Raw genomic sequence first — 26,241 nt, forward strand, 5'->3', positions numbered from 1 at the left:
AATAGGCGGGTTTATCCTCTGCCCGTTGGATGAAGGAACCCCTATGTTGACGATTACCCGGCTGGCCAGAGAACTGGGTCTGAGCCGCACCACCCTGCTCTATTACGAACGTCTCGGTCTGCTGCTTCCCGCCTTGCGCGGGGAGAACGGCTATCGCCGCTATGGCGAGGCCGAGCTGGAACGGGGGCGGCAGATCGCCAGTTTTCGCGCCATGGGGCTGCCGCTCGAAGAGATTGGCACTCTGCTGGCGGCGAGGCAGGAGAGCCACTCCTGCCTCGATGGTCACCTGCTGCGACTGGAGCAGGAGATCGCCGAGCTGAGGCGGCAACAGCGGGCCATCATCCTCTATCGCCAACAGACACACGAGGAGATTCCCATGGTAGACAAGGCACGCTGGGTTGCCATCATGCAGGCCGCAGGCATGACCGAAGAGATGATGCGCAACTGGCATATCCAGTTCGAGAAGATGGAGCCACAGGCCCATCAGGAATTCCTCGAATCCCTGCAGATCCCCGCCGCGGAGATCGCCGCCATCCGTACCTGGTCGCGCGGGGAGTAACCCGGTCCGACCACAGCACCGGCCGTTGACCCGGATTGTTAACGGCTTGTGCTTTAAATTTTCCCCCTTATACTGGCGCCATCTTGTCGGAGTGCTGACCGTCGAACGACGCGAAGCTGAGACCGTTAATTCGGGATCCGTGGAACCTGATCAGGTTAAAACCTGCGAAGGGAACAAGGGTAACTTGCGGGTTACCGCGCCGGAGGAGGAACAAGCCTCTTCCGCTCATCGAAGGGAGCACCCTTGATGAGTCAGGGCGCACAGGAGGGAGTCTGTCCCGTCCGGTTGTCCAGCACGTGGGGCGCCTTGCCCACAGCATGCAGAGAGCGGGAAGCGGCAGAACAGCAGCGCGGAGATCCATCCCGCGCGCACTCCCTCCCGAGATAAACACCCCGCCGCAAGTTCATCTTCTCCTCGAACTCCAGACAAGCAAATACCCATAACTTCAACCAGTTAATGTGAGTTTTGCTATGTCTACTTCTGTATCTGATACCGCCAAATCCAGCCGCCGCGAGCAGCGCTCCAGCGCCCAAGCTTTTATCGACAGCCTCAAGGGGATGGCTCATCCCAACTCCCGTCGCATTTTTATCGAAGGCTCCCGCGCCGATATCCGTGTCCCGCTGCGGGAGATCCAGCTGGCCGACACCTTCGTCGGCGGCACCAAAGAAGATCCCAAATTCGAACCCAACGAGCCGATTCCGGTCTATGACACCTCGGGCCGTTACGGAGAGGAGGGGGTCGCCATCGATGTGCGCCGTGGCCTGCCGCGCCTGCGGGAGAACTGGGTGCTGGAACGGGATGATACCGACGAACTGCCGGGGCTCAGCTCCACCTTCACTCAGGAGCGTCTGGCCGACGAGGGGCTGGATCACCTGCGCTTCGAGCATCTGCCAAAGCCGCGCCGTGCCAAGCCGGGCCGCCGGGTCACCCAGCTCCACTACGCCCGCGCCGGCATCGTCACTCCCGAGATGGAATTTATCGCCATTCGCGAGAACATGGGGCGCGAGCGGGTGCGCTCTGAACTGTTGCGCACCCAGCATCCGGGCCGCGATTTTGGTGCCCGTTTGCCCCAGAACATCACCCCCGAATTTGTGCGCGATGAGGTGGCCGCCGGTCGCGCCATCATCCCCAGCAACATCAACCACCCGGAAGCGGAGCCGATGATCATCGGCCGCAATTTCCTGGTGAAGATCAACGCCAACATCGGCAACTCGGCGGTCACCTCCAGCATCGAAGAGGAGGTGGAGAAGCTGGTCTGGTCCACCCGCTGGGGCGCCGACACCGTGATGGATCTCTCCACCGGCCGCTACATCCACGAGACCCGCGAGTGGATCCTGCGCAACAGCCCGGTGCCCATCGGCACCGTGCCCATCTATCAGGCGCTGGAGAAGACCAACGGCATCGCCGAAGACCTCACCTGGGAGCTGTTCCGCGACACCCTGCTGGAGCAGGCCGAGCAGGGGGTGGACTACTTCACCATCCACGCCGGCGTCCTGCTGCGCTTCGTCCCGATGACCGCCAAGCGCCTCACCGGCATCGTCTCCCGTGGTGGCAGCATCATGGCCAAGTGGTGCCTGTCGCACCACAAGGAGAACTTCCTCTACCAGCACTTCCGCGAAATCTGCGAGATCTGCGCCGCCTATGACGTGGCCCTGTCCCTTGGTGACGGTCTGCGCCCGGGCTCCGTCTATGACGCCAACGATGAGGCCCAGTTCGCCGAGCTGCGCACTCTGGGCGAGCTGACCAAGATCGCGTGGGAATACGACGTGCAAGTGATGATCGAGGGGCCGGGTCATGTGCCGATGCACATGATCGAGCGCAACATGACCGAGCAACTGGAGCACTGCCACGAGGCGCCTTTCTATACGCTCGGCCCGCTCACCACCGATATCGCACCGGGTTACGATCACTTCACCTCCGGCATTGGCGCCGCGCTCATCGGCTGGTACGGCTGCGCCATGCTCTGCTACGTCACCCCCAAGGAGCATCTGGGGCTGCCCAACAAGGAGGATGTGAAGCAGGGGCTGATTACCTACAAGATCGCCGCCCACGCCGCCGATCTGGCCAAGGGGCATCCGGGTGCCCAGATCCGCGACAACGCCATGTCCAAGGCGCGCTTCGAGTTCCGCTGGGAGGATCAGTTCAATCTGGCGCTGGATCCCGACACCGCCCGCGCCTACCACGATGAGACCCTGCCGCAGGAGTCCGGCAAGGTGGCCCACTTTTGCTCCATGTGCGGGCCCAAGTTCTGCTCCATGAAGATCACCCAGGATGTGCGTGATTACGCAGCAAAGCTGGAGGCTGTGGAGATCAAGCTGGTCGGCATGGATGGCCAGCAGGAGCAGGTAGTGGCCGAGGTCGAGAGCGGAATGGCCCGCATGGCAGAGACCTTCAAGGAGACCGGCGGCGAGATCTACCATCAGGCGGCAGCGCTGAAACAGGCCGCAGGGGAGGAGGCGTGAGCAGCGCAAGTGGGGCTGTCAGCCCCGCCGACCAGCCGCGCGTGACCGACTCGCTACCAGTGGTCTGGACGATAGCGGGATCCGACTCCGGCGGCGGCGCCGGCATTCAGGCCGACTTGCACACATTGCACGACCTTGGCGTGCACGGCTGTTCGGTTATCTCCGCCATTACCGCCCAGAACTCGGTGGCGGTGAAGATGGTTGACCCCGTACTGATGCAGACCTTCACCGCCCAGATCGATGCCCTCGGCGTCGATCTGCCGCCCGCCGCCATCAAGATCGGTCTGCTGCCGACCCGGCTCCATGTGGAGGTATTGGCCCGCCGACTGGCAACTATTGAGAGTCCCTTCGTGGTCTACGATCCGGTGGCCATCGCCAGCAGCGGCACCCCGATGGCGGAACCCAATATGCTGGAGGCGGTGCGCGAGCAGCTATTGCCGCGCCTCTCCTTGATCACCCCCAACGGCCCCGAACTGGAAGCCCTGACCGGCATTCCCGCGACCAGCCCTGTGTTGGTGCGCTTCGCCGCCCAGCGGCTGCGCGAACTCGGCGCCCGCGCCGTGCTGGTCAAGGGCGGCCATCTGGGCTGGAGCTGCGATCTCTGCCTCGATTACTACCAGGATGAGACCCGCGAATTCTGGCTCGCCGCACCGCGCCTCGATACCCGCCACGGTCACGGCACCGGTTGCTGTTACGCCAGCGCCATCGCCGCCGTAGTGGCGCAGGATTATCCGGTGGAGGACGCCATCACCCTGGCGCGTGCCTACCTGCAACAGGGGTTGGCGGCGGCGCAAGGAGTGGGCGCAGGCCCTGGGCCCATCGCCCATCTTGGCTGGCCAGCCGATCTTGCTCACTTCCCCCGTGCCGTGCTGGCAGGGTCTGCCCTCGACCGTCGTTTCGGACTTTATGAAGTGAGCAGCACCCGCCTGCCGGATGGCCCCTTCGCGCCGACCGAACATAACCTCGGCCTCTATCCGGTGGTGGATTCGGTCAAGTGGCTGTGCCGCCTGCTGGGGCAGGGGGTCAAAACCATCCAGCTGCGGATCAAGAATCTGCCCGCCGCAGAGGTGGCGCCGGCCATTCGTGATGCTGTGGCGCTCGGTCGCCGCCATGGGGCGCGGCTCTTTATCAACGACTACTGGCAGCAGGCCATCGAGGCGGGCGCCTGGGGCGTGCATCTGGGGCAGGAGGACATGGAGACCGCCGATCTCGCCGCCATTCAGGCGGCCGGGTTGCGCCTTGGCATCTCCACCCACGGCTACTTCGAGCTGATGCGGGCCCGCGAGCTGGCCCCCTCCTATATCGCGCTGGGTCATATCTTCCCGACCAACACCAAGGCGATGCCTTCGCGCCCGCAGGGGCTGGTGCGGCTGCACCGCTACCGCGCCCTGATGGCGGAGTGGCCGACGGTGGCCATCGGCGGCATCAGCGAGGAGCGGGTGGCGGCGGTCAAGGCAAGCGGGGTCGGCAGTATCGCGCTGGTCTCGGCCATCACTACCAGCGACGACTGGCAGGGGGCGACCGAACGGCTGCTCGCGGCCGTGGGAGCGGGGGATGAGCCACGCTCGGCCACCGTTATACGGGAGGCAGAACATGCGCTCTGATGCCGCTTCTCTTAGTGACAAAGAGTATCTGAGATACGGCCGCCAGCTGATGCTGGCGGAAGTGGGTGAAGAAGGGCAGGCACGGCTGAAAGATAAGTCCGTGCTGATCGTGGGCTTGGGCGGGCTTGGCTCGCCGCTCGCCCTCTATCTGGCCGGGGCCGGGGTGGGCACCTTGTGGCTGGCCGATGGCGACACGGTGGATTCCAGCAACTTGCAGCGCCAGATCCTGTTTGATAGCGAGGCGGTCAACCACTCCAAGGCCGAGCTGGCCCGCGAGCGCTTGGCCGCCCACAACCCGCTGGTGGAGCTGATCGCGATCAATCAGCGGCTCGATGCCGCCAGCCTGCCGGAGTTTGTGGCCGAGGTGGATCTGGTGATCGACTGCTGCGACAACCTCGCCACCCGCCAGGCCATCAACGCCGCCTGCGTGGCTCAGGGCAAGCCCTGGATCTCTGCCGCGGCGGTGGGTTGGCAGGGGCAGCTGATGGTGCGCACAGGTACGGATCACGCCTGCTACGCCTGCCTCTATCCGCAGGATACCAAGATCAAGGAGAGCTGCGAGACCAGCGGCGTCACCGGCCCGCTGGTGGGGGTGATGGGCACCTTGCAGGCGCTGGAGGCACTGAAACTGCTGCTCGGGATGCAAAGCCCGGTCGCTGGCACATTGCGCCGCTTCGATGCCCTGACCCATCAGTGGCAGACCCTCACTCTGGCCCCTGACCCCGATTGCCCGGTTTGCGGGCAGCGCCGATGCCCGACACACGATAAGGAGATCACCCCATGACCTTGACCATTCGACTCAACGATAAAGCGCAGCCGCTGGCGACAGGGCAGAGCGTGGCCGACCTGCTGGCGGCGCAAGACGTTAATCCACAGGGAGTGGCGGTAGCCCTTAACGGCACCGTGCTGCCCCGTGGCCGCTGGGCCGAGACCCGTCTCAATGACGGGGATGAACTTCACCTCTTCACTGCCATTGCAGGAGGCTGACATGCTGACAATTGCCGATCACACCTTCTCATCGCGCCTCTTTACCGGCACCGGCAAGTTTGCCCGCCCGGAGCTGATGGCCGCCGCCATCGAGGCGAGTGGCTCCCAGCTGGTCACCATGGCCATCAAGCGGCTCGAACCGGGCAAGGCCCACGACGATATCCTGAGTCCCTTGCTGCAGCTCGGGGTCAAGCTGCTGCCCAACACCTCAGGTGCCAAGACCGCCGCCGAGGCGGTATTTGCCGCCCACCTCGCCCGCGAGGCGCTGGGGACGAACTGGTTGAAGCTGGAGATCCACCCCGACCCTCGTTACCTCTTGCCCGATCCCATCGAGACGCTGAAAGCCGCCGAGCAGCTGGTGAAAGAGGGCTTTGTGGTGCTGCCCTACTGCGGCGCCGACCCCGTGCTCTGCAAGCGGCTGGAAGAGGTGGGCTGCGCCGCCGTGATGCCACTCGGCGCTCCCATCGGTTCCAATCAGGGGTTGGTGACCCGGGAGTTTCTCTCCATCATCGTCGAGCAGGCCAATGTGCCTGTGGTAGTTGATGCAGGGATCGGTGCGCCGAGCCACGCGGCCGCCGCCTTTGAGCTGGGCGCCGATGCCGTGCTGGTCAACACCGCTATCGCGGTGAGCGGCGACCCGGTCGCCATGGGCCGCGCCTTTGCGTTGGCCTGTGAGGCTGGCCGCAGTGCCTATGAAGCCGGTCTCGGCGCCCGCGCCCTGCAGGCCCAAGCCTCCAGCCCGCTGACCGATTTTCTGGGGGTGTTATGAGTCATGATGGTGGTGCGATGAGTGACTTCGAGCCTTTTGCACAACCCCAAGTGCGCCTGAGTGATAGCCCCCCTCTCGGCTCTTCACAAAATAAGGGAGAGGGGCTGAGGGTGAGGGCTAAGGAGCCAACCTTTCTCGACCGCTGGCACGAACTGGAGTGGGACGATATCGGCATGCAGATCCGCGCCAAGACCGCCGTCGATGTGGCCCGCGCCCTGAGCGCACCACGCCGTACCCTGGCCGATTTTATGGCGCTGATCTCCCCTGCCGCCGAAGCCTATCTGCCGCAGATGGCGGCCGAGGCCGAGCGCCTCACCCGCCAGCGCTTTGGCAACACCATCGGCTTCTATGTGCCGCTCTATCTGTCGAATCTGTGCGCCAACGACTGCACCTATTGCGGCTTCTCCATGAGCAACCGCCTCAAGCGCAAGACCTTGAATGCAGAGGAGATTGAGCGCGAGTGTCTGGCCATCAAGGCGCGCGGTTTTGACAGCGTGCTGCTGGTGACTGGCGAGCATGAACACAAGGTGGGGCTCGCCTATTTTCGCGAGGTGATGCCCATCATCCGCCGCCACTTCAGCACGGTAGGGATGGAAGTGCAGCCCCTCTCGCAGGCCGAATATGCCGAGCTGAAGAGCCTCGGCCTCGACGCCGTTATGGTCTATCAGGAGACCTACCACGCCCCCACCTACGCCCGCCATCACCTGCGCGGCAACAAGCGGGACATCGCATGGCGCCTCGCCACGCCCGATCGGTTGGGCCGCGCCGGTATCGACAAAATCGGGTTGGGGGCGCTCATCGGCCTCTCCTCGGATTGGCGCGCCGATAGCTACTTTGTCGCCGAGCATCTGAGCTGGCTTGAGCGCCACCACTGGCAGAGCCGCTATTCGCTCTCCTTCCCGCGCCTGCGCCCCTGCACCGGTGGGCTGGAGCCTGCCGTGCTCATGTCGGATCGCCAGCTGGCCCAGCTTATCTGCGCCTGGCGCCTCTTCTCGCCCACGCTGGATTTGTCGCTCTCCACCCGCGAGTCGGCCACCTTTCGCAACGGCGCGGTGCGCCTTGGCATCACCCAGATGTCGGCCGAGTCGCGCACCCAGCCGGGAGGCTATGCCGAGGGAGATGCGGAGGAGCTGGAGCAGTTCGCCATCCACGACGACCGTCCGGTAGGGGAAGTGGCCGCCGCCGTGCGGCAGGCGGGGTTGCAGCCAGTGTTCAAGGACTGGGAACCCTTCTTGGGCCGATAGGGGCGGCCATGCTCCCCTTTGCAGGTGGCATCCGGTGTCCAGCCAGACTCCGTGCCTGTGGCAAGCAGGCACGGCCTTACCGTGCAATCGCAGGGTCAATTAGCCGTCAGGCGTAATCGTCCGAGGAGATAGTCGATGGCACGGCTTCGCCGTGCAGGATGCGAGGCCGCTGGCCTCGAAGGGTTTTCGCCCGCCCTTCGGGCTGGGGCGAGTGACTTTGGAAAGACCCAAAGTCACCAAAGGTCTTCTCCCCCACCAATCAGACCGCTACGCGGTTTCCCTCAGGGCAGGTGCAAGGTCGGACGGACCGCCGCAGACGGCACATCCCTGTGCCGGCTGCGTCTGCGCCATCATCCCTGATGGCGCTCCTGACCTTTCACCTTCCCCTCGGCGGATTGGAGGGGGAGCCAAAACCGTGCCCTCCATAACCTCAGGGAGTTGTCGTAGGGTGCAATAAGCGGAGCGCATTGCACCGCGATTGTGACGAGAGGTGCAATTCACTTCGTTCATTGCCCCCCATGTTTTGCTTTGTTTGGACCACATTTAACAACATGGTTGATTGTCGGTTGGGCAAGGCATGGCGAATTACATACGGGCATGGCGACCGGGGGGAACCTGGTTTTTTACGGTCGTGCTGGCTGAACGCCAGAACAACCATCTACTGGTCGAACGGATCGATCTGTTGAGGAAGGTTGTCAGGGAGGTGCAAGAGAATCATCCATTCCGGATCCATGGCTGGGTTGTCTTGCCCGAACATCTGCATGCCTTGCTGGAATTGCCGGAAGGGGATACCAATTTTCCGTTGCGCTGGCGCCAAATAAAAAGCAAGTTTTCACGATCAATCCCCAATTCAGAGGCTCGCTCAGAATCTCGTTGGCAGCGTGGTGAGCGCAGGGCGGGATCGCACTTTGTTAATGAAATTTGAACAGGCAGATCGTCTGTGATCTAAGGAGGGTGCGAATAAGCACCCTCCACAACGAAACTGAAAAATTTAGTTTATTAAATTCAAATGCTTACAAGGGCGCATTTTTATGTTTGGTGACTTATTCGCACCTTCCTTAGGAACAAGCGAATAGATATGTGCATCAAGGGGCTGCCCATGAAGAAAGATACGGTTTCTTGCCCGGCACTCAAAGGCGGCTCCGGCAGCGATGGCAACAGCTTCGCTGGCGCTGTTGCCAACCCCCATCACGATCTCCAGCCGAAATAGCTCCAACTGCTGAAAACCAAAGTCACGGAGCAGGGCGACCGCCTGTCTGGCGATACCGCAGCCTTGGCGAGATTGGCGTACCCAGTAACCGATATTGCCGTAGTGATGGTGGGGCGACAGCAGGTTGATACCGGCGCCACCCAGCAGTTGGCCGGTGGTGGCGCAGAAGATGCCCATGTCAAAGGCGCGTCCCGCCGCACAATCCTGCTCGCGGCTGGTAAACCACTCCAGCGCGCTCTCCCGAGTAAATGAATGGGAGCACCAGCTCATCCATTTACCGACCGTCTCGATCGATTCGTGGGCCGCGCGGACAAACTCGTCGGCATCGCCCGCTTCGAACGGGCGGATCACGATATTGGCATTGGCAAGGGGCTGGAATGTCATCACTTGTCCTGCTTTTTCAGAAAGTAACTGATATGCCCCGGCGGCATATCGGGCAGCTGGCCAAAGACTTCGTAACCCTGCTTCTGATAGAAGGGGAGGGCCTGAAAGCTGGTGGTTTCCAGATGGTAGTTGCTGATGCCCTTGCTTTGGGCGTACAGCTCCATGGCGCCGAGCAGGCGGCCGCCCCAGCCATCGCGGCGGATGCTTTCATCGATCCAGAGCCAGTCGACATGCAGCCAGCCCCACTTGATGTCGGCGATGATGCCGCCGTGTACCTTGCCCTCTTCATCTTTGATAAAGCTGGCGATCCGCTCGCGCAGATGGGTGCCGGCGTGATCCTTGTTGAAGCCCGAGAGACCAATGCGCAGCGCTTCAACATCATCGTCCTGAGGCGGTTGGGGTGGGGTTAGTTGCATATGGGTTCCTGCGGTATGGGTTGTGGCGGCGTCAAAGGGTTAAAGCAATACCCGTTTGGACTCTGTTTGGTCAAGTCTTCTGGTCGCTCGCCACCAAGCGTGCATGGCATGGCGGCCAGTCAATGGCTCTTGCAACTTCCATCCCCCCTTGCATCACCCCAGAGTGAGGCGCAGACTGTTTGGCCTTGTTTTTATGCGATTCGATTCAAGGCAACCATCATGACTCCTGCCATCAACCTGCTGAAGAAGCTCAAAATTCCCCACAAGCTCTACCCCTACGAGTGCGAAGCCCACGACGATTTCGGCAAGCATGCCGCGACCCAGCTCGGGCTGCCGGAGGCGCAGGTGTTCAAGACTCTGGTCGCCCATCACGACAAGCAGGCGGTGGTGGCCATCGTTCCCTCATCCGGCATGTGCAGCCTGAAACAGCTGGCCAAGGCGACCGGTCTCAAGAAGGTGGAGATGATGAAACCGGCGGAAGCGGAGAAGCTGACTGGTTACAAGGTGGGTGGCATCAGCCCGCTGGCGCAGAAGAAACTGCTGCCCACTGTGCTCGACGAGTCGGCGCTGCAGTTTGACGAGATCCTGGTGAGCGGCGGCAAGCGCGGTCTCTCGGTCGGGGTGGCGCCGCAGGATATGCTGACGCTGATGAAGTGGATCGCTGCACCCATCGGCGAAGAGTAGTGCCGGGCAAGGTGTGAACCTGCCCTCCGGGCCTGTGGTGGCCCGGAGGCGATGTGACTCGTGAGGATATCTGCCCGCATCCTCCTGTTTGTCGTGTTGCTTATCTTCGCACAGGCCGCGCCAAGGTGGGGCGCCCACGCTCAGGGCTACACTGAAAGTACCCCTTCAGCCAAGGCGCGGTTTATGTTACCCCTGCATCTGCTTGCTGCCGCTCTGCTCTGCATGTTGTCGCTGACCGGACAGGCGGCCACCCGGTTTACCTATATCAGCCCGGAGAGCGAGCGGGATCCGCGCACCACTTATGATCGGGAGCTGCTGCGGCTCGCCCTCGACAAGACCCGCGACCAGTTTGGCGACTATCTGCTGGAGCCTGCGCCGCCCATGACCAAGGCGCGCGAGCGGCTCAGCATGCAGCTCGACAGCTATCCCAACCTCTTTGTGATGGACAGCTACAGCAGCACCCGCGAGGATCTGGGGCTTGCCTATGTCCGTTTTCCCATCCATCTGGGGATCGTCAGCTACCGCATCTGTTTTGTCAGTCCGCAGCAAAAGGCGGCGGTGAGCAAAGTGACTGACCTCAAGGGGCTGCGCCAGTTCACCTTCGGTCAGGGCAAGGGGTGGCTGGATGTGGATATCCTGCGCTACGCCGGGATGGAGGTGGTGGAAGTGGAGGGGTACGAGAAGCTGTTCAAAATGGTGGCGCGGGGCCGCTTCGATCTCTTCTGCCGCGGGGTGAGCGAGCTGCGCAGCGAGCAGCTGACCCACAAGGAGATGACGGATCTGCTGGTGGATGACGCGCTGTTGATCTACTACCCGCTGCCCCGGGTTTTCTACACCAATCCCAACAATCGCGAGGCGCTCAAGCGGGTCGAGCGGGGGTTGCAGCTGGCGTGGCAGGATGGCTCGCTACAGGCGCTGTGGCGCAAGAGCTTTGGCCCGGCCATCGCCTTTGCCAAGCTCTCCCAGCGCCGAATGTTGCGTCTGGATAACCCCTTCCTCGACGGGATCAGCTTCGATTACCGCCCCTACTTCTACAATCCGCAGACCGATCGCTTCGGCGATTACTGAGGCGCCTGCCGCTGGCGGCAGAGGGCCAGCCAGGCCTCGGCGGTGCGCGACAGATAGCGCTCGCTCGGCCAGATCACCCCGAGTCGCCAGCTCAATTCGGGCTCCAGCGGCCGCAGCACCAGACCATCCGGGGTCAGCCGGTTGCAGACCGGATCCGGCAAGAAGGCGACCCCCATGCCGCTGCGTACCATGGCGGTGAGAAAATCCCACTGGCTGCTGCGCGCCGCCACCTGCGGCACAAAGCCCGCCTCCTGACACGCCTGCTCCAGCCGCTCGCTCAGGGTAAACGCCCGGGTATAGAGCAGGAAGGGCTCCTCCTGGAGGGACTCCAGCCGCAGCGGCGCCTCGCCATGCCAGCGGGGTTGATCAGGCAACACTACCCGGATCGGGTATTGATCCAGCTCCAGCGCGCTGAGGGCGCCCCCCTCTTTGGTCGGCAGCATGGTGATAGCGAGATCCAGCTCCCCCTCCAGCACCGCCTGTTCGATGCGGCGACCGCCGTACTCCACCAGGGTCAGCTCCACCTTGGGATAGCGGCTGCGGTAGGCGCGGATCAGATCCGCATAGACGTGACCCACCATGGGGGGAATGCCGAGGGTGAGGCGACCATGTTGCAGGCTCTGCAGATCCGCCAGTTCGGCCTCCAGCTGCTGCATCTCCGCCAAGATGGTCTGGGCCCGGTTGAACAGCACCAGGCCGCTGTCGGTCAGGGTGAAGCGGCGCCCTTCCCGGTTGAGCAGGGGTTGGCCCAGCTCCTCTTCGATATTGCGGATCATCTTGCTGATGGTGGGCTGGGTGACGAACAGCTTTTCAGAGGCGCGGGTGAAGCTTTTTTCCCGCACCAGTTCGACAAAATAGCGCAGGGCGCGAATATCCATGGACTCTCTCGACTCGTGTTGGCGGGTACGGGATGAAGTATGCCTATGCGGCATGAATTTGATAATTTTAATTCATTTCTGGCAGGTTTTGCTCAACTCTATACTGTGAGCCGGTTCACAGAAAGACGATGATCATGAAAGCCCTCTGCTTGCGCTGGTTACAGACTCCCTTCCAGATTGTGTTGCTGGCAGCCATCTGGCTGCTGGCCGATACCGCGGTGCGTACCCTCCATCTGCCGCTGCCCGCCAACCTCACCGGCATGCTGTTGCTGCTGGCCTGCATCCTGCTCGGGGTGGTTAAGGCCGAGTGGTTCAGCGCAGGGGCTCGCTGGCTGCTGGCCGAGATGCTGCTCTTCTTCGTCCCCGCCGTGGTGGCGGTGGTCAACTATCAGGAGCTGCTGCTGCAAGAGGGGTGGCGCATCATGGTGGTGCTGCTGGTGAGCACTACGCTGGTGCTCGGTACCACGGCGCTGGTGGTGGACCGGGTTTACCGCCTCGAACTGAAACTGGCCCGCCGGAGTCGCCGTCATGTCTGATACCCTGCTCGGGCTGATCTGCTTCGCCCTCACCCTGCTCTTCTACTACGCCAGCAAATGGCTCTATGGCAAAAAGCGCATTCTGCCGCTGATGCCCCTGCTGCTGGCGCCGACCCTGCTGGTGGCCGTGGTGCTGCTGTTCCACATCCCCTATCAGGACTACATGGCCGAATCCCACTGGCTGCTCTGGCTGCTGGGCCCAGCGACCGTCGCCTTCGCGGTGCCGGTCTATGAGAACCGCCAGCTCATTCGTCGCCACTGGCTGTCGCTGTCGGTGGGGGTGGTCGCCTCAGTCATCATGGCGGTGGGGAGTACCGTGCTGCTGGCCCGTTGGCTCGATCTCTCCGACATGCTGCAGCGCAGTCTGGCGATGCGATCCATCACTACGCCGTTTGCGGTGGAGGCGACCCGCGCCATCGGCGGTCAGAGCGATCTCACTGCGCTGTTTGTGGTGCTCACCGGTGTCATCGGCATGGCGGTAGGGGAGAGCGTGCTCACCGTGCTGGCCATTCGCAGCCGTCTCGGCAAGGGGGCGGGGTTTGGTGCCTCGGCCCACGGCGCCGGCACTGCCAGGGCTTATCAGATGGGTAATGAGGAGGGGGTGGTCTCCAGCATGGTGATGATGATCGCCGGTATGGTGACCGTGCTGCTGGCACCCCTGCTGGGCCGGATGTTCTGGTAGGCCTGGCTTCCCTTTAGAAGGCTGCTTGTCCCGGCGCTACACTCTAGTGAGCCTGTATTTCCGGGATGAGCAGTATGACCTTTCATCGCCTCGCTTCCTGCTTGCTGCTGTGCAGTCTTTCCCTCCTTGCCACTCCCCTACGGGCGAGCGACGTCATCACTCATATCAGCCCCGAAAGCGATCGGGACTTGCGTACCCTCTATTTTCGCGATTTGTTGCAGCTGGCGCTGGAGAAGACCCGCGACAGCTTCGGTGACTACGAGCTGCGAACCGCACCGCCTATGAACCGTATCCGGATGCGACAGATTGTGCAGACTCAGCAATACCCCAATCTGTTTGTGGCCGACAGTCTGCGTCCGGCCGCAGAGAGCGGAGCGCTGGATTACGTCCGTTTTCCGGTGGAGCTGGGCATCCTCGGTTATCGCATCTGCTTTGTCAGTCCGCAGCAGGCCGACGCAGTGGCAAGGGTCAATACCCTGACCGACCTGCAGCAATTTCTGCACGGGCAGGGACGTGGCTGGCAGGATGCGGAGATCCTGCGTCATGGGGGATTCAAGGTGCAGGAGATCGACGGTTACGAGCGGCTGTTCAAGCTGGTGGCTCGCGGTCGCATCGATCTCTTCTGCCGCGGGGCCAACGAGCTCTTCATCGAGCAGGAGCAGCACAGTGATCTGCCCGGCCTCACCGTGGATCGGCGAGTGGCGCTGCACTATCCCTTCCTCCACCTCTTCTACACCCACAAGGATAATCAGGCCGCCATCCGCCGCCTCTCGGTCGGGCTCAAGCTGGCGTGGCGGGATGGCTCGCTGCAACAGCTCTGGCTGCGCCACTTCAAACCTTCCCTCGAGCAGGCGCAGCTCCCCAAGCGCCTGTTGTTCGAGTTGGCCAATCCGCGCCTTGATAAGGTGGACTTTGATTATCGGGCCTACCACTACAACCCCGTCGACGGGACGTTCGGGCCCGGGCTGCCTTGATCCTGATGGGGCTATTACCGGATAAAGGGCCGTCTCTGCCGATGCACTCAATCATGCTAAAAAGGCATGTTTTTTATTATTTAAATTCATTTTTTGAAGGTTGGTGCGCTGCATATACTGGGGGTCGCTTCACGGTTCAGGTTTGCTCCTGCCCGCTTCTGGCTTGTGCGAGTGAGCCTGAATCGTCCTGCTGCGGCGTCTTGATGTTCTGCATGAAGGCGTCCATCACTGGGCCGGTATCGATCCCGGCAGGTATTACAGCTGACGGAGCCTTGTTATGTTTAATTCCCACTCTTGCGCCCTGATTGTCGAAGGGGGCGCGATGCGCGGCATCTTTGCCAGCGGCGTGCTCGATGCGTTTGTCGAAAGTCACCACTACCCGTTCGATTTCGTCATGGGCGTCTCGGCCGGTGCCACCAATCTGGTCTCTTATCTGAGCGAGCAGCCGCGCCGCAGTCACCACATCATCACCGAGCTGGCTTGCAGCTCCCGTTTTCTCGATCCCCTGCGTTTCGTCAAAGGAGGTGATCTGGTGGACATCGGCTGGCTGTGGCAGGCCAGTCGCCATCACTTCCCGCTGGATCTCGACACTTTCTGCGCCCGCGACATTCCCTTCTATGCGGTGGCGACCGATGTGGCGAGCGGCAAGGCCATCTATCTGCCGGTGCAGCCCGACAACATGGATGAGGTGCTGACCGCTACCTGCGCCCTGCCGGTGGTGCAGCACGATACCCCCTGCGTTGATGGTCGCCCGATGGCCGATGGCGGCATCAGCGACTCCATTCCGGTGATAGAGGCCTATCGGCGCGGGGCGCGGCGGATGACGGTGGTGCTGTCGGAGCCCTGGGGATATCGCAAGAAGCCGGCCCGTTTCTGCTGGATGGTCAAAGCCTTGCTGAAAACCCAGCCTGCGCTGGCGCAAGCCATGCTGGAGCGGGATCGTGCCTACAACCGGGCGCTCGATTTCATCGCCAACCCCCCTGCCGATTGCGACATCGAGGTGATCGCGCCACCGACCGATTTCATGGTCTCCCGTTTTACCCAGGACCCGGTCAAGCTGGAGTCCGGCTATCTGCAGGGTTACTGGCAGGGGCGCCAGAGTCTGCTGCGGGCCCGTGGAGAGGCGCGAGCGGTGGCCTGAACGGCTGGGGTCGGTGCTGAACATAATGCGCTGAATATAAAAAGGGGAACCTCGCGGTTCCCCTTGTGCATGCTTGCGCGGCGGCCAGTGCTTACAGCATCTGCTTGAGGCGATAGAGCAGGTCGAGCGCCTGACGCGGGGTCAGCTCGTCCGGGCGCACCGCTGCCAGCTCTTCCACCACCGGATGGGGTTGCGGGGCGAGAGCCGCCGGGGCCGGGCGGCTTTCACCGGCGGCCACCGGAGTGGCGCTCTCCAGCTCATGCAGTTTGTGGCGGGCCTGCTGGATCACCGATTTCGGCACCCCCGCCAACGCCGCCACCTGCAGGCCGTAGGAGCGGCTGGCTGCCCCCTCCTGCACCGCATGCATAAAGGCGATGGTGTCGCCGTGCTCCACCGCATCCAGATGGACGTTGGCCAGCCCGCTCATCAGCTCGGGCAAGCGGGTCAGCTCGAAGTAGTGGGTGGCGAACAGGGTGTAGGCGCCAATCTTGCTCGCCAGCTGTTCGGCGCAGGCCCACGCCAGCGAGAGTCCGTCGTAGGTACTGGTGCCGCGGCCAATCTCGTCCATCAGCACCAGGCTGCGGGCGGTGGCGTTGTTGAGGATATTGGCGGTCTCGGTCATCTCCACCATAAAGGTGGAGCGGCCGGAGGCGAGATCGTCCGACGCCCCGATGCGGGTGAAGATGCGGTCGATGGGGCCGATGCGGGCGCTGTCGGCGGGCACGAAGGCGCCGATATGGGCCAGCAGCACGATCAGCGCGGTCTGGCGCATGTAGGTGGATTTACCGCCCATGTTGGGGCCGGTGATGATCAGCATCCGCCGTTCCCGCTCAAGTCGGATGGGGTTGGCGATAAAGGGGTCTGTCATCACCTGTTCAACCACCGGATGGCGGCCCGCTTCGATCAGGATCTGATCCTCGTCGAGAAGTCGCGGGCAGCGGTAGTCGAGGGTCTCGGCGCGCTCGGCCAGATTGGCCAGCACGTCCAGCTCCGCCAGTGCGGCGGCGGACTCCTGCAGATCGCCGAGGTGGGGCAGCAGGGCATCGAGCAGCTCTTCGTAGAGCCGCTTCTCCAATGCCAGCGCCTGCGCCTGGGCGGTGAGCACCTTGTCCTCGTATTTCTTCAGCTCATCGATGATGTAGCGTTCGTTGTTCTTGAGGGTCTGACGGCGGATGTAGTGGGCCGGCACCAGATGGCTGTTGGCCCGGCTCACCTCGATATAGAAGCCGTGCACCCTGTTGTAACCCACCTTGAGGGTGTTGATGCCGGTCAGCAGCTTCTCCCGCTCTTCGATGCGGGCGAGGCTGGCGGTGGCGCCGTTGGCCAGATCCCGCAGCTCGTCCAGCTCTTGATTGAAGCCGTCACGGATCACGCCGCCATCGCGGATCAGCACAGGTGGTACCTCCATCACCGCGCGCTCCAGCAGGTCGAGCAGCTCGGGGAAGGTGCTGGCGCGCTCGGCCAGCTGCTGCACCGCTTCGTGTTCGTTGTCCGCCAGCAGACGCTGCAATTCGGGCAGCTGGGCGAACGCCTGACGCAGGCGGGTGAGGTCGCGCGGGCGGGCCGAGCGCAGGGCGAGGCGCGCCAGCACCCGTTCCACATCGCCGACTTGGCGCAGCAGACTGCCCAGCTCGTCATAGAGGTTCTGCTCGATCAACTCCTTGATGGTGCTCTGGCGACCTTTCAGGATCACCCGATCGCGGATCGGCTGGTGGATCCAGCGCTTGAGCAGGCGGCTGCCCATGGGGGTGGCGGTGCGATCCAGCACCTCGGCCAGGGTATTTTCATAGCCTCCAGCCAGATTCTGGGTCAGCTCCAGATTACGGCGGGTGGCGGCATCCATGATGACCGCGTGATCAGGCTGCTCGAGGCGCACGCTGCGGATGTGGGGCAGGGCGGTGCGCTGGGTGTCTTTGACGTACTGCATCAGGCAGCCCGCGGCGCACAGGGCGGTCTCGCTCTGCTCGACCCCAAAGCCCACCAGATCCTGGGTGCCGAACTGCTGGCAGAGCAGCTTGCGGGCGGTGCCGAGCTCAAACTCCCACTCCGGGCGGCGGCGCAGGCCGCGGCGACCCTCGACGTGGCGCAGGAACTCGAATGATTCGGGATAGAGCAGCTCGGCCGGATTGGTGCGTTGCAGCTCCGCCAGCAGGGTCTCTTCTTTCTCGAACTGGTTGATGAAGAAGCGGCCGGAGCCGATGTCCATGGTGCCATAGCCGAAGCGGCGGCCATCGTGGTAGACGGCGGCGATCAGGTTGTCCTGCCGCTCGCTGAGCAGCGCCTCGTCGGAGACGGTGCCCGGGGTGATGATGCGGATCACCTTGCGCTCCACCGGCCCCTTGCTGGTGGCGGGATCCCCTACCTGCTCGCAGATGGCGGCGGATTCACCGAGCTGCACCAGCTTGGCCAGATAGCCCTCGATGGCGTGATAGGGCACTCCTGCCATCGGGATGGGGCTGCCCGCCGACTGGCCGCGCTTGGTCAGGGAGATGTCGAGCAGCTGGGAGGCCTTGCGGGCATCGTCATAGAACAGCTCGTAGAAGTCGCCCATCCGGTAGAACAGCAGGATCTCCGGGTTCTCGGCCTTGAGGCCAAGGTACTGCTGCATCATGGGCGTGTGGGCGCTGAGATTGGCGCTTGGCGCAGCGCCAGTAGCGTGGTGTTGTGCGGTCATGTTCTGTTCCAGAAGGGGCCTCTGCGGGCCTGTGTCTGCGGTGATGAGCCTTGAGCTTGATGACGCCATTCTACACATAAGCGCCGCGACGGGGGAGCGGGTGTTCCGGGCGCGGTTGTTCTGCACTATTGAAGGCAGACACAGGTGCGGCACCTCACATTGCAGCAGGCAAGGGCGGTCTGCCGTGGTTGCGGGCGGCGCTAGCGGGATCGCATAATGTGCCTCTTGAGCGGATCAGAAGGAGTCGTGATGAAACTGGATGCAGAGATAGAGCACCTTGCCATCGAGCTGGGACGGGCCCTTGGCCAGCGGGGCTGGCTGGCGGCGACCGCCGAATCCTGTACCGGCGGCGGGGTGGCCAGCGCCATCACCGACATCGCGGGCAGCTCCGGTTGGTTCGATCGCGGATTTGTCACCTATACCAACGAGGCCAAGCAGCAGATGTTGGGGGTGAGCAGCGAGAGCCTTGAGCAGCACGGTGCGGTGAGCGAGGCGGTGGTGCTGGAGATGGCCCGCGGCGCGCTGGCGCACTCGTCTGCCTCCATCAGCGTTGCTATCAGTGGCATCGCCGGCCCCGGCGGCGCCACCGAAGGCAAGCCGGTCGGCACCGTCTGGTTCGCCTGGGCCGACCGCAATGGCCGTCACCACTCCCTGCTCGCCCGCTTCGATGGGGATCGCCGACAGGTACGCCAGCAGGCGGTGAGACAGGCCTTGTCGGGTCTGTTGGCCCTGCTCAGATAAATTGGGCTTGATGCTGTATGAATAGACAGTATACTTAGCCCAACTTCACTTCTTACTCACGATTTCCAGCGGAGATTGGCATGGATCAGAACAAACAGAAGGCACTGGCGGCTGCGCTGGGTCAGATTGAAAAGCAGTTCGGCAAAGGTTCCATCATGCGTCTGGGCGACAGCAAGACCATGGATATCGAAGCCATCTCTACCGGTTCCCTCTCGCTGGACGTGGCGCTGGGCATTGGCGGTCTGCCGTGTGGCCGTATCGTCGAAATCTACGGCCCGGAATCTTCCGGTAAAACCACCCTCACCCTGCAGGTGATCGCGGAAGCCCAGAAGAAAGGCAAAACCTGTGCCTTCGTCGATGCGGAACACGCCCTCGACCCTATCTACGCTGCCAAGCTGGGCGTCAACGTCGACGACCTGCTGATCTCCCAGCCGGATACCGGCGAACAGGCGCTGGAGATCTGCGACATGCTGGTTCGCTCCAACGCGGTTGACGTCATCATCGTCGACTCCGTGGCGGCCCTGACGCCGAAAGCGGAAATCGAAGGGGAGATGGGTGACTCCCACGTTGGTCTGCAGGCCCGTCTGATGTCCCAGGCGCTGCGCAAGCTGACCGCCAACATCAAGAACGCCAACTGCCTGTGCATCTTCATCAACCAGATCCGGATGAAGATCGGCGTCATGTTCGGTAGCCCGGAGACCACTACCGGTGGTAACGCGCTCAAGTTCTACGCCTCCGTGCGTCTGGATATCCGTCGTATCGGCGCCATCAAGGAAGGCGACGAGGTGGTCGGTAACGAGACCCGCGTCAAAGTGGTCAAGAACAAGGTGGCCCCGCCCTTCAAGCAGGCTGAATTCCAGATCTTCTACGGCGCCGGTATCTCCAAAGAGGGCGAGCTGGTGGATCTCGGTGTCAAGCACAAGCTGATCGACAAGGCCGGCGCCTGGTACAGCTACAACGGCGAGAAGATCGGCCAGGGCAAGGCCAACGTGATGAAGCTGTTCGCCGAGAACAAGGTGATGGCTGGCGAAGTGGAAGCCCGCCTGCGCGAGCTGCTGCTCTCCGGCGCAGTGCCTGTCGATGACAAGGCTGCTCCGGTTGAGGCAGACGAGTTCGATGCCGAAAGCGAACAAGAGTTCGAATAAGGAACAAAGGAAGGCCGGGTAGATACCCGGCCTTGTTATTTATGATGGTTGATGAATCCGTTACAGAACCGGTCGAGCCTGCCGAACCGACCTTTGCCGAGCAGCTTACCGCCGCCCGCGCCTTTGCCATGCGCAGTCTGGCCCGTCGCGAGAGTGCCGAGTCGGAGCTGGCCAACCGGCTGCGCCAGCAGGGTTTCAATGAAGAGGTGATCGAGGCAGTGGTCGACTACTGCCGCGGTTACAACTGGGTCAATGACGAACGTTACGGCGGTATGGCTGTACGGGCCGGTGCCGCCAAGGGCCATGGCCCCATCAAGATCCGTTTCGATCTGCGCCGCAAGGGGCTCGACGATATGCAGATTGATGCCGCATTCGATCAGCCGGAGCTGGACTGGTTCGAGCTTGCCTTCGAACTGCTGGAGCGACGGGCAAAAATTGTCGATCTGGCCGATTTCAAGCTGCGGATGAAGTGGCTCAAATATCTGCTGGGGCGCGGCTTTACCCAGGATCAGGCACGTTACGCCATCTCTGCCCTGCAGGAGCGGGAGGAGTAACGCCACTGCGTGGCATACGTCGTTTCACCTCTCCTTGCGGCAGGTTTTTCCTGCTCGCTCAGTAGCTTGCGCGCACAATCCCGAAAAAGCGGCCTTTTGTTCATCTCATCCCTCTTTATGCGCTGCTTTTTTGCCTCTCGACAGTGAAAAAAGCCACTGTAGGCAGCGGCGCTCTTATCTGGCCCGTTTATGTGCGCTTTTTCGCCCGTGGCGGCCCTGTCCGTTTTACTTTACCCCGCAGAAAACTTACATTAATGCGGTTAAAAGTCCGTATTCGAATCAAGCAGGATTTTCCATGTATATGTCCACGTCAGAGATTCGCGCTGCGTTTCTCGAGTATTTCCGTTCCCAGGGGCACCAGGTTGTCTCCTCCAGCTCGCTGGTACCGCATAACGACCCGACCCTGTTGTTTACCAACGCGGGTATGAACCAGTTCAAGGACGTGTTCCTTGGCGCAGACAAGCGTGCCTACAATCGCGCGACGACTTCCCAGCGTTGCGTGCGTGCCGGTGGTAAGCACAACGATCTGGAAAACGTCGGCTATACCGCTCGTCACCACACCTTCTTCGAAATGCTGGGCAACTTCAGCTTCGGTGACTACTTCAAGCAGGATGCCATCAAGTTTGCATGGGGCTTCCTCACCGAGGTGCTGCAGCTGCCGAAAGATCGCCTGCTGGTGACCGTCTACGCGACTGACGATGAAGCTTTCGATATCTGGGAAAAAGAGGTCGGTGTCCCGGCCGATCGCATCGTCCGCATCGGTGACAACAAGGGTGCCCCTTACGCTTCCGACAACTTCTGGGCCATGGGCGATACCGGCCCGTGCGGTCCCTGCACCGAGATCTTCTATGACCACGGCGATCACATCTGGGGCGGCCGTCCCGGCTCACCGGAAGAGGATGGCGACCGTTTCATCGAGATCTGGAACGTGGTGTTCATGCAGTTCAACCGTCAGGCTGACGGCACCATGGAGCCGCTGCCACGTCCGTCCGTGGATACCGGCATGGGTCTGGAGCGGATCTCCGCCATCATGCAGGGTGTCCACTCCAACTACGAAATCGACATCTTCCAGGCGCTGATCAAGAAAGCGGCCGAGATTGTCGGCACCACCGATCTGAGCAACCAGTCCCTGCGCGTCATAGCTGACCACATCCGCTCCTGCGCCTTCCTGGTGGCAGATGGCGTGATGCCGTCCAACGAAGGTCGTGGCTATGTGCTGCGTCGCATCATCCGCCGTGCCGTGCGTCACGGCCGCAAGCTGGGTGCCACCGACGTCTTCTTCTACAAACTGGCTGCCGAGCTGGCGGTGCAGATGAAGGATGTCGCTGCCGAGCTGATCGCCCAGCTGCCGCTGGTCGAGCGCGTGCTGCGCATCGAAGAGGAGCAGTTCGTCCGCACGCTGGATCGCGGTCTGCTGCTGCTGGAAGATGCTCTGGCCAACCTGGGCGATGCCAAGGTTATTCCGGGCGAAGTGGTGTTCAAGCTCTATGACACTTACGGCTTCCCGGCCGACCTGACTGCCGACGTGGTGCGCGAGCGCGAGATCGGCATCGACGAAGAGGGCTTCAAGGCCGAGATGGAGAAGCAGCGTGCTCGTGCCAAAGAGGCCTCCAGCTTCGGCGTGAACTACAACGAGATGCTCAAGCTCGACTTCGAGACCCCCTTCACCGGTTACAAGACCCTGACCGAGCGCACCCGCGTGGTTGGTATCTACAAGGGTGTGGAAGAGGTGAGCGGTCTTATCGCCGGTGACGAAGCGGTCATCGTGCTGGAAGAGACCCCCTTCTACGCCGAGTCCGGCGGCCAGATTGGCGACAGCGGTACCCTGAAAGTGGACGACGGCATCTTTGCCGTGACCGACACCCTGAAAGCGGGCAAGGCGATCATCCACAAGGGCTACATGGAGCTGGGCACTCTGGAGAAGGGCGCCGAAGTGGAAGCCGTGGTTGACGCTGACCGTCGTCAGGCCATCGCCCTGAACCACTCCGTGACTCACCTGCTGCACGCAGCCCTGCGTCAGGCACTGGGCGAGCATGTCACCCAGAAAGGTTCTCTGGTTGGGGCCGAGCGCATGCGCTTTGACTTCTCCCACTTCGAGGGGCTGACCATGGCGACCATTCGCCGGGTCGAGGAGCTGGTCAACAACCAGATCCGCGCCAACCATGAAATCACCACCCAGCTGATGGATCTGGAAGCGGCCAAGTCCGCCGGTGCCATGGCGCTGTTTGGTGAGAAATATGAAGACGACGTGCGTGTCGTGCGCATGGGCGACTACTCCACCGAGCTGTGTGGCGGTACTCACGCCAAGCGCACTGGTGATATCGGCTTCTTCAAGATCATCGCCGAGAGCGGTATCGCTGCTGGCGTGCGCCGTATCGAAGCGGTGACCGGCAAGGCCGCCATCGACTTCATGCATCAGGTTGGCGAGCAGATCGAAGAGGCTGCTGCACTGGTTAAAGGTGATCAGTTCTGCATCGCCGACAAGGTTCGCCAGATGCTGGACAAGGCCAAGATGATGGAACGCGAGCTGGAGCAGCTCAAGGCCAAGCTGGCCGCTCAGGCTGGTAACGATCTGCTGGGTCAGGTGATCGAGATCAACGGTCAGAAGGTGCTGGTTGCAGCGCTGGAAGGGGCCGATCCGAAATCCCTGCGCGGCATGCTGGACGAGCTGAAGAACCAGATGAAGTCCGGTGTCGTGCTGCTGGCCACCTGTGCCGATGGCAAGGTCAACCTGATCGCCGGCGTCACCAACGACCTGACCGGCAAGGTCAAGGCCGGTGAGCTGGTCAATCTGGTTGCCCAGCAGGTGGGTGGCAAGGGCGGTGGCCGTCCGGACATGGCACAGGCGGGTGGTACCCAGCCTGAGGCGGTGCCGGCAGCGCTGCAATCCGTTCACTCCTGGCTGGAAGAGCGCCTGTAATCGGGCGAGGTGATCTGTGGCACTCTATGTACAGAAGTACGGCGGCACTTCGGTCGGCACACTGGAGCGGATCGAGGCGGTAGCTGAGCGGGTCGAGCAGACCCGCGCCCAGGGACACGACGTGGTGGTGGTTGTCTCCGCCATGTCGGGCGAAACCAACCGGCTGCTGGGCATGGCCCAGCAGCTGGATCCTGATGCCAACCGGCGGGAGATGGATGTACTGGTCTCCACCGGTGAGCAGGTCACCATAGCGCTGCTGGCGATCGCGTTGAACAAACGCGGTTGTCCTGCGGTCTCAATGACCGGTGATCAGGTACGGATTCATACCGATTCCGCCTATGGCAAGGCGCGCATCACCCACATCGACACCGAGCTGGTTCATGCCGAACTGGCTGCGGGCAAGGTGGTGGTGATCGCCGGTTTCCAGGGCCGTGACGAGCATAACGCCATCACGACGCTGGGCCGCGGCGGTTCGGATACCACGGCGGTTGCCGTGGCGGCGGCCATCAAGGCCGATGAGTGCCAGATCTTTACCGATGTGGATGGGGTATACACCACGGATCCGCGCATCGAGCCCAAGGCGCGTCGTCTCGACACCATCACCTTCGAGGAGATGCTGGAGATGGCCAGTCTCGGCGCCAAGGTGCTGCAGATCCGCTCGGTGGAGTTTGCGGGCAAGTACCGCGTCCCGCTGCGGGTGCTGTCGAGCTTTATCGATGGAGAGGGAACCTTAATCACATATGGAGGTGATAGGATGGAAGCTCCCCTGGTATCCGGGATCGCTTTTAACCGCAACGAGGCCAGCCTGACCATTCTGGGTGTGCCGGACAGACCAACCGTTGCCGCGCAGATCCTGAATCCGATCAGCGACGCCAACATTGATGTCGACATGATTGTGCAGAACACCCTGGGAGATGGCACCGCCGACTTCACCTTCACGGTGAATCGTGACGACTATCGCCGTGCCCGGGCTCTGTTGGAGGAGACCGCCACCGAACTTGGCGCCTCCTGCGTGCAGGGAAATGGCGAAATTGCCAAGGTCTCCATTGTCGGTGTCGGCATGTGGAACCATCCCGGTGTTGCGCGCACCATGTTCAAGGTATTGGGCGAGGAGGGGATCAACATGCAGTTGATCTCGACCTCTGAAATCAAAATCTCTGTGGTGATTGACGAGAAGTATCTGGAGCTGGCGGTGCGAGCCCTGCACGCGGCTTTCGGGTTGGATCAGGCACCGCAAGAGCAGCCCTTGGGCTAACAATCTCTGATTGATTTAGTTTCAACCATTTACCATATCGGTATCTTTGTTAGATAATGTCGCATATCGATATAAAAACAAAACAGGATACAGGAGCAAGCGAATGCTTATTTTGACTCGTCGTGTTGGGGAAACCCTGATGATTGGTGATGAAGTGACTGTCACCGTACTGGGCGTTAAAGGCAACCAGGTCCGTATCGGTGTTAACGCGCCGAAAGAGGTCTCCGTACACCGCGAAGAGATCTACCAGCGCATCCAGGCCGAGAAAGTTCCGGGCCAACCGGGCTTCTAAGCCACTTTCATGGCTGTGACAAGGCGACACCTCATGTGTCGCCTTTTGTTTTTCCGGCCCCCTGAAATTGCCCTGCAGGGCGCGAAACTGCGGGATAAGTGCCGATATTGTTTGAATATTCCACGCTTTGACCAAATGCTGAGCGAACGCACTTTTTTCTCCAAAAAAGTGTTTGACTAAAAATCCCTGTGAAGTATTATCAGCCCCGCAAACGGAGAGGTGGCCGAGAGGCTGAAGGCGCTCCCCTGCTAAGGGAGTATGCGGCTTATACCCGCATCGGGGGTTCGAATCCCCCCTTCTCCGCCATTTGCGCCCGTAGCTCAGCTGGATAGAGTACCTGGCTACGAACCAGGTGGTCAGAGGTTCGAATCCTCTCGGGCGCACCATATTACGACTCAAGCAAGAGTCATGTGTTGACCATCAGCAAGTCGACACTTTGGAAAAGGCTTACTGATAAGTAAGCTTTTTTTATCGTTTTAAAACAGGGCGCCCGTAGCTCAGCTGGATAGAGTACCTGGCTACGAACCAGGTGGTCAGAGGTTCGAATCCTCTCGGGCGCACCATTTAAAACGACACAACGATTTATGAGCGCCCGTAGCTCAGCTGGATAGAGTACCTGGCTACGAACCAGGTGGTCAGAGGTTCGAATCCTCTCGGGCGCACCATTTTTCAAGCAGTACACAAAAGTTTGTGAGCGCCCGTAGCTCAGCTGGATAGAGTACCTGGCTACGAACCAGGTGGTCAGAGGTTCGAATCCTCTCGGGCGCACCATATTTCAAGCAGTACCAAAAGTTTATGAGCGCCCGTAGCTCAGCTGGATAGAGTACCTGGCTACGAACCAGGTGGTCAGAGGTTCGAATCCTCTCGGGCGCACCATACAGACAGCCTCGACTTCGGTCGGGGCTGTTTTTTTATGGGCGATATTTAGCTTTTTGGTGCGGATCCCCGTGCGCTGTTGCGGGTAGATCGCCCGTTTACCTGGCTGTTCTTGTACTCATTTCTTCCCCTTTCTGTGATTGCGCACAGTTCTTCTCATCGTTGCACCGCCTCACCACCCTTTGC

General features: G+C 61.6%; 24 protein-coding genes, 6 tRNA genes and 1 riboswitch. Of the genes, 26 read left to right on the plus strand and 4 right to left on the minus strand.

Annotated elements, in window-relative coordinates:
• The first annotated feature begins 43 nt into the window (after nucleotides 1-43).
• From AB5Y90_RS16590 to AB5Y90_RS16625, 8 genes are all read left to right on the plus strand, one after another.
• The gene (locus AB5Y90_RS16590; protein WP_005342946.1) at nucleotides 44-559 is read left to right on the plus strand and encodes a MerR family transcriptional regulator; all 516 of its coding nucleotides are present in this window, start codon (nucleotides 44-46) and stop codon (nucleotides 557-559) included.
• 77 nt (nucleotides 560-636) lie between these two features.
• Nucleotides 637-749: riboswitch (TPP riboswitch) on the plus strand.
• Nucleotides 750-1,029: 280 nt separating this feature from the next.
• Complete coding sequence (thiC, locus tag AB5Y90_RS16595) at nucleotides 1,030-3,021, plus strand: phosphomethylpyrimidine synthase ThiC (protein WP_368167310.1); 1,992 nt, start codon at nucleotides 1,030-1,032, stop codon at nucleotides 3,019-3,021.
• The gene (gene thiE / locus AB5Y90_RS16600; protein WP_368167312.1) at nucleotides 3,018-4,625 is read left to right on the plus strand and encodes a thiamine phosphate synthase; all 1,608 of its coding nucleotides are present in this window, start codon (nucleotides 3,018-3,020) and stop codon (nucleotides 4,623-4,625) included. Before thiC ends, thiE begins: the two co-directional genes overlap by 4 nt.
• Entirely contained in the window at nucleotides 4,615-5,409 is a 795-nt protein-coding gene (locus AB5Y90_RS16605) for a ThiF family adenylyltransferase (protein WP_368167314.1), read from the plus strand. The genes thiE and AB5Y90_RS16605 overlap by 11 nt, the downstream gene beginning before the upstream one ends.
• Nucleotides 5,406-5,612, plus strand: coding sequence for a sulfur carrier protein ThiS (gene thiS, locus AB5Y90_RS16610; protein ID WP_368167316.1), 207 nt, complete (start codon nucleotides 5,406-5,408; stop codon nucleotides 5,610-5,612). Before AB5Y90_RS16605 ends, thiS begins: the two co-directional genes overlap by 4 nt.
• A 1-nt stretch (nucleotide 5,613) precedes the next feature.
• Nucleotides 5,614-6,381, plus strand: a complete 768-nt coding sequence (locus AB5Y90_RS16615; protein ID WP_368167318.1) for a thiazole synthase — start codon at nucleotides 5,614-5,616, stop codon at nucleotides 6,379-6,381.
• A 110-nt stretch (nucleotides 6,382-6,491) separates the two neighbouring features.
• Entirely contained in the window at nucleotides 6,492-7,625 is a 1,134-nt protein-coding gene (thiH, locus tag AB5Y90_RS16620) for a 2-iminoacetate synthase ThiH (RefSeq protein ID WP_368167319.1), read from the plus strand.
• Nucleotides 7,626-8,202: 577 nt separating this feature from the next.
• Nucleotides 8,203-8,550, plus strand: coding sequence for a transposase (locus AB5Y90_RS16625; RefSeq protein ID WP_368167321.1), 348 nt, complete (start codon nucleotides 8,203-8,205; stop codon nucleotides 8,548-8,550).
• Between the two features lie 66 nt (nucleotides 8,551-8,616).
• Here AB5Y90_RS16625 and AB5Y90_RS16630 read toward each other — a convergent pair whose 3' ends face one another.
• Together AB5Y90_RS16630 and AB5Y90_RS16635 are read right to left on the minus strand one after the other, a co-directional pair.
• On the minus strand, nucleotides 8,617-9,219 hold the full coding sequence (locus AB5Y90_RS16630) for a GNAT family N-acetyltransferase (protein ID WP_368167322.1): 603 nt from the start codon (nucleotides 9,217-9,219) through the stop codon (nucleotides 8,617-8,619).
• Nucleotides 9,219-9,635: a GNAT family N-acetyltransferase gene (locus AB5Y90_RS16635; protein ID WP_368167324.1), complete on the minus strand. Its 417-nt coding sequence runs from the start codon at nucleotides 9,633-9,635 to the stop codon at nucleotides 9,219-9,221. The genes AB5Y90_RS16630 and AB5Y90_RS16635 overlap by 1 nt, the downstream gene beginning before the upstream one ends.
• Before the next feature lie 219 nt (nucleotides 9,636-9,854).
• On the opposite strand from AB5Y90_RS16635, the gene ybaK reads away from it, so the two are divergent.
• Together ybaK and AB5Y90_RS16645 are read left to right on the plus strand one after the other, a co-directional pair.
• Nucleotides 9,855-10,319, plus strand: a complete 465-nt coding sequence (ybaK, locus tag AB5Y90_RS16640; RefSeq protein WP_005336092.1) for a Cys-tRNA(Pro) deacylase — start codon at nucleotides 9,855-9,857, stop codon at nucleotides 10,317-10,319.
• Between the two features lie 183 nt (nucleotides 10,320-10,502).
• The gene (locus AB5Y90_RS16645; protein WP_368167326.1) at nucleotides 10,503-11,387 is read left to right on the plus strand and encodes a transporter substrate-binding domain-containing protein; all 885 of its coding nucleotides are present in this window, start codon (nucleotides 10,503-10,505) and stop codon (nucleotides 11,385-11,387) included.
• Here AB5Y90_RS16645 and AB5Y90_RS16650 read toward each other — a convergent pair.
• Nucleotides 11,381-12,265: a LysR substrate-binding domain-containing protein gene (locus tag AB5Y90_RS16650; protein ID WP_368167328.1), complete on the minus strand. Its 885-nt coding sequence runs from the start codon at nucleotides 12,263-12,265 to the stop codon at nucleotides 11,381-11,383. The two genes, AB5Y90_RS16645 and AB5Y90_RS16650, sit on opposite strands and share 7 nt — an antisense overlap.
• Before the next feature lie 134 nt (nucleotides 12,266-12,399).
• Between AB5Y90_RS16650 and AB5Y90_RS16655 the strand changes: the two genes are divergently transcribed.
• From AB5Y90_RS16655 to AB5Y90_RS16670, 4 genes are all read left to right on the plus strand, one after another.
• Entirely contained in the window at nucleotides 12,400-12,801 is a 402-nt protein-coding gene (locus AB5Y90_RS16655) for a CidA/LrgA family protein (protein WP_041202734.1), read from the plus strand.
• Nucleotides 12,794-13,483, plus strand: a complete 690-nt coding sequence (locus AB5Y90_RS16660; RefSeq protein ID WP_005341581.1) for an LrgB family protein — start codon at nucleotides 12,794-12,796, stop codon at nucleotides 13,481-13,483. Before AB5Y90_RS16655 ends, AB5Y90_RS16660 begins: the two co-directional genes overlap by 8 nt.
• A 74-nt stretch (nucleotides 13,484-13,557) precedes the next feature.
• Complete coding sequence (locus AB5Y90_RS16665; protein ID WP_103252114.1) at nucleotides 13,558-14,457, plus strand: hypothetical protein; 900 nt, start codon at nucleotides 13,558-13,560, stop codon at nucleotides 14,455-14,457.
• 277 nt (nucleotides 14,458-14,734) lie between these two features.
• Nucleotides 14,735-15,598 carry a patatin family protein gene (locus tag AB5Y90_RS16670; protein ID WP_368167330.1) on the plus strand — a complete coding sequence of 288 codons (864 nt, stop codon included), beginning with the start codon at nucleotides 14,735-14,737 and terminating at the stop codon, nucleotides 15,596-15,598.
• A 91-nt stretch (nucleotides 15,599-15,689) separates the two neighbouring features.
• On the opposite strand, the gene mutS is transcribed toward AB5Y90_RS16670, so the two are convergent.
• Nucleotides 15,690-18,272, minus strand: coding sequence for a DNA mismatch repair protein MutS (gene mutS, locus AB5Y90_RS16675; protein ID WP_368167332.1), 2,583 nt, complete (start codon nucleotides 18,270-18,272; stop codon nucleotides 15,690-15,692).
• Between the two features lie 249 nt (nucleotides 18,273-18,521).
• Here mutS and pncC point away from each other — a divergent pair, with 249 nt between their 5' ends.
• From pncC to AB5Y90_RS16735, 12 genes are all read left to right on the plus strand, one after another.
• Nucleotides 18,522-19,013: a nicotinamide-nucleotide amidase gene (gene pncC, locus AB5Y90_RS16680; protein WP_042052756.1), complete on the plus strand. Its 492-nt coding sequence runs from the start codon at nucleotides 18,522-18,524 to the stop codon at nucleotides 19,011-19,013.
• Nucleotides 19,014-19,093: 80 nt separating this feature from the next.
• The gene (gene recA, locus AB5Y90_RS16685) at nucleotides 19,094-20,158 is read left to right on the plus strand and encodes a recombinase RecA (RefSeq protein ID WP_005348744.1); all 1,065 of its coding nucleotides are present in this window, start codon (nucleotides 19,094-19,096) and stop codon (nucleotides 20,156-20,158) included.
• Between the two features lie 44 nt (nucleotides 20,159-20,202).
• Nucleotides 20,203-20,712 carry a regulatory protein RecX gene (locus AB5Y90_RS16690; protein WP_139400467.1) on the plus strand — a complete coding sequence of 170 codons (510 nt, stop codon included), beginning with the start codon at nucleotides 20,203-20,205 and terminating at the stop codon, nucleotides 20,710-20,712.
• Nucleotides 20,713-21,007: 295 nt separating this feature from the next.
• Nucleotides 21,008-23,632 (plus strand): alanine--tRNA ligase, encoded by a 2,625-nt coding sequence (alaS, locus tag AB5Y90_RS16695; RefSeq protein WP_005336056.1) that lies wholly within the window; start codon nucleotides 21,008-21,010, stop codon nucleotides 23,630-23,632.
• Nucleotides 23,633-23,648: 16 nt separating this feature from the next.
• Nucleotides 23,649-24,887, plus strand: coding sequence for an aspartate kinase (locus AB5Y90_RS16700; protein ID WP_005336054.1), 1,239 nt, complete (start codon nucleotides 23,649-23,651; stop codon nucleotides 24,885-24,887).
• A gap of 103 nt (nucleotides 24,888-24,990) precedes the next feature.
• On the plus strand, nucleotides 24,991-25,179 hold the full coding sequence (gene csrA / locus AB5Y90_RS16705; protein ID WP_005336053.1) for a carbon storage regulator CsrA: 189 nt from the start codon (nucleotides 24,991-24,993) through the stop codon (nucleotides 25,177-25,179).
• A gap of 213 nt (nucleotides 25,180-25,392) precedes the next feature.
• Nucleotides 25,393-25,485: transfer RNA gene (locus AB5Y90_RS16710), tRNA-Ser, on the plus strand.
• Nucleotides 25,486-25,488: 3 nt separating this feature from the next.
• Nucleotides 25,489-25,565, plus strand: a tRNA-Arg gene (locus AB5Y90_RS16715).
• A gap of 100 nt (nucleotides 25,566-25,665) precedes the next feature.
• Nucleotides 25,666-25,742, plus strand: a tRNA-Arg gene (locus AB5Y90_RS16720).
• 25 nt (nucleotides 25,743-25,767) lie between these two features.
• Nucleotides 25,768-25,844, plus strand: a tRNA-Arg gene (locus AB5Y90_RS16725).
• A gap of 29 nt (nucleotides 25,845-25,873) precedes the next feature.
• Nucleotides 25,874-25,950: transfer RNA gene (locus AB5Y90_RS16730), tRNA-Arg, on the plus strand.
• Between the two features lie 28 nt (nucleotides 25,951-25,978).
• Nucleotides 25,979-26,055: transfer RNA gene (locus AB5Y90_RS16735), tRNA-Arg, on the plus strand.
• Nucleotides 26,056-26,241: the final 186 nt, after the last annotated feature.

Source organism: Aeromonas sp. R4-1, assembly GCF_040908325.1.
In the GTDB taxonomy this organism is placed as follows: domain Bacteria; phylum Pseudomonadota; class Gammaproteobacteria; order Enterobacterales; family Aeromonadaceae; genus Aeromonas; species Aeromonas veronii.

What these genes read in the sequence shown, in the direction of transcription:
- AB5Y90_RS16590 (WP_005342946.1), top strand. Translation starts at nt 44, where the DNA reads ATGTTGACGATTACCCGGCTGGCCAGAGAACTGGGTCTGAGCCGCACC.
- thiC (WP_368167310.1), top strand. Translation starts at nt 1,030, where the DNA reads ATGTCTACTTCTGTATCTGATACCGCCAAATCCAGCCGCCGCGAGCAG.
- AB5Y90_RS16605 (WP_368167314.1), top strand. Translation starts at nt 4,615, where the DNA reads ATGCGCTCTGATGCCGCTTCTCTTAGTGACAAAGAGTATCTGAGATAC.
- thiS (WP_368167316.1), top strand. Translation starts at nt 5,406, where the DNA reads ATGACCTTGACCATTCGACTCAACGATAAAGCGCAGCCGCTGGCGACA.
- AB5Y90_RS16615 (WP_368167318.1), top strand. Translation starts at nt 5,614, where the DNA reads ATGCTGACAATTGCCGATCACACCTTCTCATCGCGCCTCTTTACCGGC.
- AB5Y90_RS16625 (WP_368167321.1), top strand. Translation starts at nt 8,203, where the DNA reads ATGGCGAATTACATACGGGCATGGCGACCGGGGGGAACCTGGTTTTTT.
- AB5Y90_RS16630 (WP_368167322.1), bottom strand. Translation starts at nt 9,219, where the DNA reads ATGACATTCCAGCCCCTTGCCAATGCCAATATCGTGATCCGCCCGTTC.
- AB5Y90_RS16635 (WP_368167324.1), bottom strand. Translation starts at nt 9,635, where the DNA reads ATGCAACTAACCCCACCCCAACCGCCTCAGGACGATGATGTTGAAGCG.
- ybaK (WP_005336092.1), top strand. Translation starts at nt 9,855, where the DNA reads ATGACTCCTGCCATCAACCTGCTGAAGAAGCTCAAAATTCCCCACAAG.
- AB5Y90_RS16645 (WP_368167326.1), top strand. Translation starts at nt 10,503, where the DNA reads ATGTTACCCCTGCATCTGCTTGCTGCCGCTCTGCTCTGCATGTTGTCG.
- AB5Y90_RS16650 (WP_368167328.1), bottom strand. Translation starts at nt 12,265, where the DNA reads ATGGATATTCGCGCCCTGCGCTATTTTGTCGAACTGGTGCGGGAAAAA.
- AB5Y90_RS16655 (WP_041202734.1), top strand. Translation starts at nt 12,400, where the DNA reads ATGAAAGCCCTCTGCTTGCGCTGGTTACAGACTCCCTTCCAGATTGTG.
- AB5Y90_RS16660 (WP_005341581.1), top strand. Translation starts at nt 12,794, where the DNA reads ATGTCTGATACCCTGCTCGGGCTGATCTGCTTCGCCCTCACCCTGCTC.
- AB5Y90_RS16665 (WP_103252114.1), top strand. Translation starts at nt 13,558, where the DNA reads ATGACCTTTCATCGCCTCGCTTCCTGCTTGCTGCTGTGCAGTCTTTCC.
- AB5Y90_RS16670 (WP_368167330.1), top strand. Translation starts at nt 14,735, where the DNA reads ATGTTTAATTCCCACTCTTGCGCCCTGATTGTCGAAGGGGGCGCGATG.
- mutS (WP_368167332.1), bottom strand. Translation starts at nt 18,272, where the DNA reads ATGACCGCACAACACCACGCTACTGGCGCTGCGCCAAGCGCCAATCTC.
- pncC (WP_042052756.1), top strand. Translation starts at nt 18,522, where the DNA reads ATGAAACTGGATGCAGAGATAGAGCACCTTGCCATCGAGCTGGGACGG.
- recA (WP_005348744.1), top strand. Translation starts at nt 19,094, where the DNA reads ATGGATCAGAACAAACAGAAGGCACTGGCGGCTGCGCTGGGTCAGATT.
- AB5Y90_RS16690 (WP_139400467.1), top strand. Translation starts at nt 20,203, where the DNA reads ATGGTTGATGAATCCGTTACAGAACCGGTCGAGCCTGCCGAACCGACC.
- alaS (WP_005336056.1), top strand. Translation starts at nt 21,008, where the DNA reads ATGTATATGTCCACGTCAGAGATTCGCGCTGCGTTTCTCGAGTATTTC.
- csrA (WP_005336053.1), top strand. Translation starts at nt 24,991, where the DNA reads ATGCTTATTTTGACTCGTCGTGTTGGGGAAACCCTGATGATTGGTGAT.